This is a genomic window from Providencia sp. JGM181 (assembly GCF_018257375.1).
In the GTDB taxonomy this organism is placed as follows: Bacteria; Pseudomonadota; Gammaproteobacteria; order Enterobacterales; family Enterobacteriaceae; genus Providencia; species Providencia lanzhouensis.
Map to the genome: position 1 here is coordinate 1 of NZ_JAERJY010000162.1, position 7674 is coordinate 7674.

The 7674-nt window shown below is 44.4% G+C and carries 7 protein-coding genes; 3 read left to right on the forward strand and 4 right to left on the reverse strand.

Annotation, left to right across the window (positions count from 1 at the left end):
• The first annotated feature begins 176 nt into the window (after window positions 1-176).
• Window positions 177-530, forward strand: a complete 354-nt coding sequence (locus JK188_RS15425; RefSeq protein ID WP_154634179.1) for a hypothetical protein — start codon at window positions 177-179, stop codon at window positions 528-530.
• 64 nt (window positions 531-594) lie between these two features.
• On the opposite strand, the gene argH is transcribed toward JK188_RS15425, so the two are convergent.
• The 4 genes from argH to argC form a co-directional block, all read right to left on the reverse strand.
• A complete protein-coding gene (gene argH / locus JK188_RS15430) occupies window positions 595-1971 on the reverse strand; it encodes an argininosuccinate lyase (protein WP_211887686.1) in 1377 nt (458 codons plus the stop codon).
• A 77-nt stretch (window positions 1972-2048) separates the two neighbouring features.
• Window positions 2049-3269: an argininosuccinate synthase gene (locus JK188_RS15435; RefSeq protein ID WP_036950892.1), complete on the reverse strand. Its 1221-nt coding sequence runs from the start codon at window positions 3267-3269 to the stop codon at window positions 2049-2051.
• A 71-nt stretch (window positions 3270-3340) separates the two neighbouring features.
• Complete coding sequence (gene argB, locus JK188_RS15440; RefSeq protein ID WP_211887685.1) at window positions 3341-4117, reverse strand: acetylglutamate kinase; 777 nt, start codon at window positions 4115-4117, stop codon at window positions 3341-3343.
• A 34-nt stretch (window positions 4118-4151) separates the two neighbouring features.
• Window positions 4152-5156, reverse strand: coding sequence for an N-acetyl-gamma-glutamyl-phosphate reductase (gene argC, locus JK188_RS15445; RefSeq protein WP_211887683.1), 1005 nt, complete (start codon window positions 5154-5156; stop codon window positions 4152-4154).
• A 102-nt stretch (window positions 5157-5258) separates the two neighbouring features.
• Here argC and argE point away from each other — a divergent pair, with 102 nt between their 5' ends.
• Both argE and metF read left to right on the forward strand, forming a co-directional pair.
• Entirely contained in the window at window positions 5259-6413 is a 1155-nt protein-coding gene (argE, locus tag JK188_RS15450; protein WP_211887682.1) for an acetylornithine deacetylase, read from the forward strand.
• Window positions 6414-6644: 231 nt separating this feature from the next.
• Window positions 6645-7532, forward strand: coding sequence for a methylenetetrahydrofolate reductase (metF, locus tag JK188_RS15455; protein WP_211887680.1), 888 nt, complete (start codon window positions 6645-6647; stop codon window positions 7530-7532).
• The last annotated feature ends 142 nt before the right edge of the window (window positions 7533-7674 follow it).

Sequence of the window (7674 nt, forward strand, 5' to 3'; positions counted from 1 at the left end):
GTTTCCCATCCGTATACATAAGAAGGCACATTAGGCAGTGTCGCGGTGTAATTATTGACTTGCCCATAGGTTAAAAAAATAAAAGTAGCCAATATATACCTTACGCAATACCGAATTTATTAAATTAAGCCACTTAAACAAATTGATTAAACACAAATCAGTTAGGGGATACTATTATGAAAAATTTAACATCAATCGCTAAAAAAACCTTCTCTCGCGCAGTCATGGCATTATTACTCGTTCCTGCTTTTAGCGCCGTTAATGCCTATGCAGAAAACAGCGAACATAACGGTACCATCCAATTTACAGGTTCAATTGTCTATGCCTCTTGCTTGAATGAAGTAAATAATAATAATGTCACTTTAAATTGTCTGAATGACAATGACGATATGGTTGCCAATAGCATTGACCTGAAAAAGTTAGTAAAAACTCAAGGTTGGAAAGTCCTGAATGGCGGTCGAAGTGTCTATTCTTATGATTGGCTGAATGAAGACAAACAGATGGGTATGTTAACAATTAAATATAGTTAAAATTAAACGTTATGGAAATTGGGGTAGCCATGCTACCCCCCATTTTTTACTACATTTTCTTTATTTACATCTTCAAGCGAGTTTTCGCATCTACAATGGCTTTTGCTACCTGCTTTTGAGATACCCCACCTTTTGCTAATCGCTTATCAAGACAAGACTGCAGAGATAAAATCTCATACACATCCAGTTGGATAGTTGCACTGAATTTTTGCAAATCACTTAATGCCATTTCTTCTAATGCTTTCCCCTGCGCTATCGCAGCCACAACAGCTTCACCCACAATATGGTGAGCTTCACGGAATGGAACGCCTTTTGCGACTAAATAATCCGCCAGCTCGGTCGCATTTGCATAGCCTTGTTTTGCTGCATCTTCACAACGAGGACGACGAATTTGAATACCATCCAGAACAAGTACCGCCATATGCATACAATCTAACCACGTATCGAGGGCATCGAATAACCCTTCTTTGTCTTCTTGCATATCTTTGTTGTAGGCAAGCGGTAATCCTTTCAGTGTCATCATCATGCCGGTTAATGCCCCTTGAACACGGCCACATTTACCACGAATTAGCTCCAATGCATCAGGATTTTTCTTTTGCGGCATCAGCGACGAACCTGAAGTCACTTTATCAGATAACTCTACAAACCCGGCTTCGCCACTATTGAAGAAAATCAAATCTTCAGCAAAACGTGATAAATGTACCATACCGATACTTGCGTCGGATAACAGCTCTAACACATGGTCTCTATCAGAAACTGTATCTAAACTGTTACGCGTTGCGGAGGAAAAACCTAACCATGATGCCAATTGCTCGCGGTCAATATCATAGGCTGTACCCGCTAACGCCCCGCACCCTAATGGGCTGACATCTAAACGTTTTAAAGTATCTTGCAAACGACTTTCATCACGAGACAACATTTCGCAATACGCTAAACACCAATGAGCGAATGTCACTGGCTGGGCACGTTGTAAGTGGGTATAGCCTGGCATCACGGCATCTTGGTTATGTTCAGCAGTGATGACCAGCGCTTTTTGTAACTCAGTCACAGCTTCTAATAACAGCGCCACTTGGCCTTTACACCACAGTTTTAAATCTGTCGCAACTTGGTCATTACGGCTACGACCTGTGTGCAGTTTTTTCCCTAAATCACCGACCTTATCAATCAGTTTACCTTCGACCCAGCTATGGATATCTTCGGCGTCGCTTTGCAAGATAATCTCAGGATCGGCTTGCACTTCCGCCAATAGCACATTGAGTGCTTGCTCGAGAGATTTTTGCTCGCTATCAGACAGTACGCCAACCGTGACCAACGCTTTTGACCATGCCACTGAGCCAATAATATCCTGCTCAGCTAAGCGATAATCAAAACGCAGTGAATCATTGAATTGTTTAAACCGTTGATCTGCCTGCTGACTAAAACGTCCACCCCAAAGTGCCATAACGAGTCCCTACCTGATTGATAAAATAAGTGTCTGCCCGACAGCCTGATTTGGCTGTCGGGGTCATACTGATAAAACTATTTTGCTTTGTTCTGTTCTTTCAGCGCACGAATACGTGAAGAGAGCGAATAGAGACGGATAAAGCCACCAGCATGGCTATGATCGTAAACTTCATCTTCACCAAATGTTGCAAACTCTTCAGAGTACAGGCTCTTATCCGCTTTCTTCTGGATAGCAGTCACTTGCCCTTTATACAGTTTCAGAACCACTTCCCCCGTCACATCCTGAGCCAGGGATTCTGCCGCTGCTTGCAGAGAATGACGAAGTGGCGCAAACCAGCGACCGTCATACACCACATAAGACATTTCCAGACCTAACTGCTCACGCCACTTGTAGCTATCGCGGTCTAATACTAATTGCTCAACACCACGCAGCGCAGCCATCATGATGGTGCCCCCTGGGGTTTCATAGCAACCTCGGGATTTCATACCCACTAAACGGTTTTCTACGATATCGATACGACCCACGCCATGTTTTGCACCCAGCGTATTTAATGTTTCTAAACAACCCAATGGAGACAGGGCTTTACCGTTCACAGAAACCACTTCACCGTGTTTCACACCCACAGTCACCAGCTCAGCTTCATCCGGTGCGTCTTTCGGATCAACCGTCCATACCCAGCAATCTTGGTTGGCTGCATTCCATGTGCTTTCTAATACGCCACCTTCGGTAGAAATGTGCCATGCGTTTTCATCACGGCTGTAGATTTTCTCTAAACTAGCGGTAGTTGGAATATTACGTTCTTTCAGGTAATCCAGCAGAGCTTCACGGGAACGTAAGTCCCACTCACGCCATGGCGCAACAACTTTCAGTTGTGGTGCTAAAGCGGTGTAAGTGCTTTCGAAACGCACTTGGTCATTACCTTTACCGGTTGCGCCGTGCGCGACTGCGTCTGCGCCAACTTTCAATGCGATTTCAACTTGCGCTTTAGCGATAATTGGACGCGCCATTGACGTACCCAGTAAATAGCTACCTTCATACAATGCACCCGTTTTCAGTACTGGGTAGATATATTCCTTGATAAACTCTTCGCGCAGATCAACCACATAGCATTCAGAAGCACCTGATTGCAGGGCTTTTTTCTCAACACCGACTAAGTCTTCTCTGTCTTGACCCACATCAGCAACGAATGCCACGACCTCACAGTCATCGTAGTTCTCTTTTAACCATGGAATGATAGCCGACGTATCTAATCCACCGGAGTATGCTAATACAATCTTCTTAATGCCCTTTTTCATAAATTACCTGTCCCAATTCTTTTAAAATAAATGTTTGATTTGTCTGTTTGCTTGCTTGCTCAGTTCTTCATTCAAGAAGCAAGAATTCGTGTGCCAATCGCGGTGCCATTAAATAATGATGGCAACTGTTCCGCATGACGCCAGCTTGCAATATCCACCGGACGTTGCAATGTGGAAGCCGCTTCTAAAGCCGCATTCACTTTGACTATCATTCCATCAGTGATGATGCCTTGATCGATAAGTTTCTGGGCTTTGGCGGTGGTCATTTCATCAATCTTTTGACCTTTACCATCTAAAATACCGCTCACATCAGAAAGCAGGACTAAATCTGCATTCAGTGCTTGGGCAATCGCTGTCGCGGCTTGGTCTGCATTGACGTTCATCAGTTGCCCCTCTTCGGTGATCCCGATAGAGCTAATGATGGGTAAATATCCCGCAGACAGTAATAATTTCAGTAACTTCGCATCACCCGCTTTCGCGCTACCCACATGGCCTAACTCATCATTAATTTGCGTAACCACTGCGCTGTGTCCATCCCCAAGGGATAAACCCACCGCTTGCAATTGATGTTTCATCGCCCATGCCAACAAGGTTTTATTCGCCGTTCCGGCTAACGCACCAGTAATAATGTCGATTTGGTCTGCTGGCGTAACGCGCAATCCTTGCTTTTTCACGACGGGTAATTGCAGTTTTTGCATTAATTCATCAACTAGACATCCACCACCGTGAACAATTACTAGCTCACGTTGATGAGCCTGACGGTAGGTTTGGATCGCCGTAAATAATCTTTCTAGGGCTTCTTCGCTATCGAGTAACACACCACCCAATTTAATGACTAAAGGTTGCATGGGGATTTATCCTTAATAAATTGCCATAAGAGCATTAAAGTAATGACTGCGTTTCGTTGAAACCAAACCGAATATTCATGCACTGAACGGCTTGCGCTGCGGCACCTTTTAATAGGTTATCTTCTGTACCCACTAAAATCAGGTGCTCACCTTTCAATACAAAGCCGATATCACAAAATGGCGTGCCAACCACCGATTTCAGTGCAGGAACCCCCTTGTCATATAAACGAACTAACGGTTTGTTGTGATACACATCTTTAAATGTTTGGCTAATTTGCTCCGCTGTAACGCCGGCTTTCACTTTGCAAGTGATGGTCGCCAGTATGCCCCGTGCAAAATTGCCTAAATGTGGCGTGAAAATCACATCTCTACCTAGATGCGTCGCGATTTCAGGTTGATGACGGTGAGTGAAAATACCGTAAGGCTGTAAGCTCACTTCGCAAAAGCTGTTCGTCATGGAAGCTTTGCGCCCTGCCCCTGAAACGCCACTGGTCGCATTAATGACTGGCCACATGTTCTCATCGAGCAAATCCGCTTCAATCAGCGGCTTTAATGAAAGTTGAGAAACCGTTGGATAACACCCCGGTACCGCAATCAGCTGAGCTTGACGGATTTTATCTGCCTGCCATTCCGCTAAACCGTAAACTGCTTGCATTAACCACTGGGTATTTGTATGTTCGAAACCGTAGTATTGCGGATAAAACGCCGCATCTTGAACACGATAAGCACCCGAAAGGTCAAACACCACGCAACCCGCTTCAAGAAACTGGGGCGCGATGTCATGGCTCACTTCATGGGCGGTCGCGAGGAAAACAACATCGACCCCTTTTGCTGCCTCAGCCACATCGGTAAGCGGCTGAACCGGAAGGTCGATAATGCCTTTATACTGGGGATGTAAATCAGAAAAGCATTTACCTGCATCCGCACTTTGTGCGGAAACCATCAGCCCAGAAAGATGAATATCGGGGTGACGTTGTAAGTAAGCGGCTAATTCTGCTCCAGTATAACCACTGGCCCCGACAATGAGTGTGTTCAACATGTGTTTTCTACCTTGTACTCGTGACCCAAACAGTTTAATGTGTATTTTTATTCAAATAAAGTGCATGAATATTGATACTATTATGGATAAAGGCTGTCAACAGTGAATATTAAATTACCTGCATTTATTGAGATTTATCGTCAATTAATCGCCACTCCGTCGATTAGTGCGACCGATTCGCAACTCGATCAGAGTAACCGAGCGCTGGTGGAGCTATTAGGTGGATGGTTAGAAACCTTAGGCTTTACTGTGAATATTCAACCGGTCCCTGATACCCGAGATAAATATAACCTGTTAGCCTCGATTGGCGAAGGTAACGGAGGGTTGATGCTATGTGGTCACACGGATACCGTGCCATTTGATGATGGTCGCTGGAGTAAAGATCCGTTCAAGCTCACCGAACATAATGGCAAACTGTATGGGCTAGGCACCGCAGATATGAAAGGCTTTTTTGCCTTTATTATTGATGCACTGCGAGATGTTGACCTCAGCACCTTAAAGCGCCCTTTGCATATTCTCGCCACGGCAGATGAAGAAACCTCGATGGCTGGTGCTCGCTTTTTTGCCGCTAGCACGCAGTTGCGTCCTGATTTCGCCATCATCGGTGAACCAACTTCATTGCAGCCTATTCGCGCGCATAAAGGACATCTTTCCAATGCCATTCGTATTACAGGTCAATCTGGGCATTCCAGTGATCCAGATAGAGGCGTTAATGCCATTGAATTAATGCATGAATCTATCTCTCACTTAATGACCTTAAGAAATACATTGAAAGAGCGCTATAACAACCCTGCGTTTGTGATCCCTTATCCAACCATGAACTTCGGTCATATTCATGGTGGTGATGCAGCGAACCGAATTTGTGGTTGCTGTGAATTACATATGGATATTCGCCCACTGCCAGGTTTAACGTTGCAAGATCTGGACGAGCTACTCAATGAAACTCTCGAACCCGTTCGTGCAAAATGGCCGGGTCGCTTAGGCATTGAAGAGATGCACCCACCAATCCCCGGCTATGAATGCCCCACAGATCATAAAATGGTGGCAGTCATTGAGCAGCTATTAGGTAAAAAAGCGGAAACTGTGAACTACTGTACGGAGGCGCCATTTATCCAAGAACTTTGTCCAACACTGGTGCTGGGTCCCGGCTCTATTGAACAAGCCCACCAGCCTGATGAGTTCATCGATATGAGCTTTATTGAACCAACCCGCCAACTCATCAGCCAAATGGTCGAGCACTTCTGTTTTACTGAATAATGTTGTACTGCATGCGGAGTCACTCGGCTCCGCATCTTCCCATCATGAATTTTTCTCTTGTTGCGTCTGAAAAAACATCAATTCCAAATTTGATTTAGGAGTTGACTCTCACTCAATATCGCGTAATCTCTATTTAGACGTCTAAACGTATAGAAGTACAAAAGAGTGCATATAATCGAATAACGAAAATAATCATTAAATAATGAGTTTCTTGAGGCGAGGTCACAGGGTATGAGTTTCTTTCACGCAAATCAGCGCGAGGCGTTGAACCAAAATTTAGCTGAATTAGATGGGCAGATTAATGTCTCATTTGAATTTTTCCCACCTCGCTCAGCAGAAATGGAACAAACATTGTGGAAGTCTATCGATAGGCTCAAGGTCTTAAAACCGAATTTTGTCTCTGTCACCTACGGTGCTAACTCCGGTGAGCGAGATAGAACCCATAGCATCATTAAAGATATCAAAGATAAAACAGGATTAGTGGCAGCACCGCACTTAACCTGCATCGATGCCAGCCCTGATGAACTAAAAACCATCGCGCGCGATTACTGGAATAACGGTATTCGCCATATTGTGGCATTACGGGGAGACCTTCCTAATAACAGCCGTAAGCCCGATATGTATGCTGAGCACTTGGTTGAGTTACTGAAAACGGAAGCTGACTTTGACATTTCCGTCGCCGCTTACCCCGAAGTACACCCTGAAGCTAAAAGTGCTCAGGCGGACTTAATCAATTTGAAGAAAAAGATTGAAGCCGGAGCCAACCGCGCCATCACCCAATTTTTCTTCGATGTTGAAAGCTACCTACGTTTTCGTGACCGCTGCGTAGCAACGGGCATTGATGTGGAAATCGTACCGGGAATTTTGCCAGTTTCTAACTTCCGCCAACTAGAACGTTTTGCCAAAATTACCAATGTGCGCATCCCAAGTTGGATGAATAGAATGTACGAAGGCTTAGATGATGACCCTGAAAGTCGCAATCTTGTTGGTGCATCAATTGCCATGGACATGGTGAAAATTTTAAGTCGTGAAGGCGTAAAAGATTTCCATTTTTACACCTTAAACCGCTCTGAATTGACTTACGCCATTTGCCACACATTAGGCGTTAGACCAAAATAATTGGGTGTTAGGTTGAAGTAACCACTTCATTCCTATCACTTATCGGGTTAATTCATTTATCGTGAATTAACCCAGTCATATTCTCCTTCCCTCTATTCTATTTATCGCCATTCTCTATAATTCCATTTTACATAGTTAATGC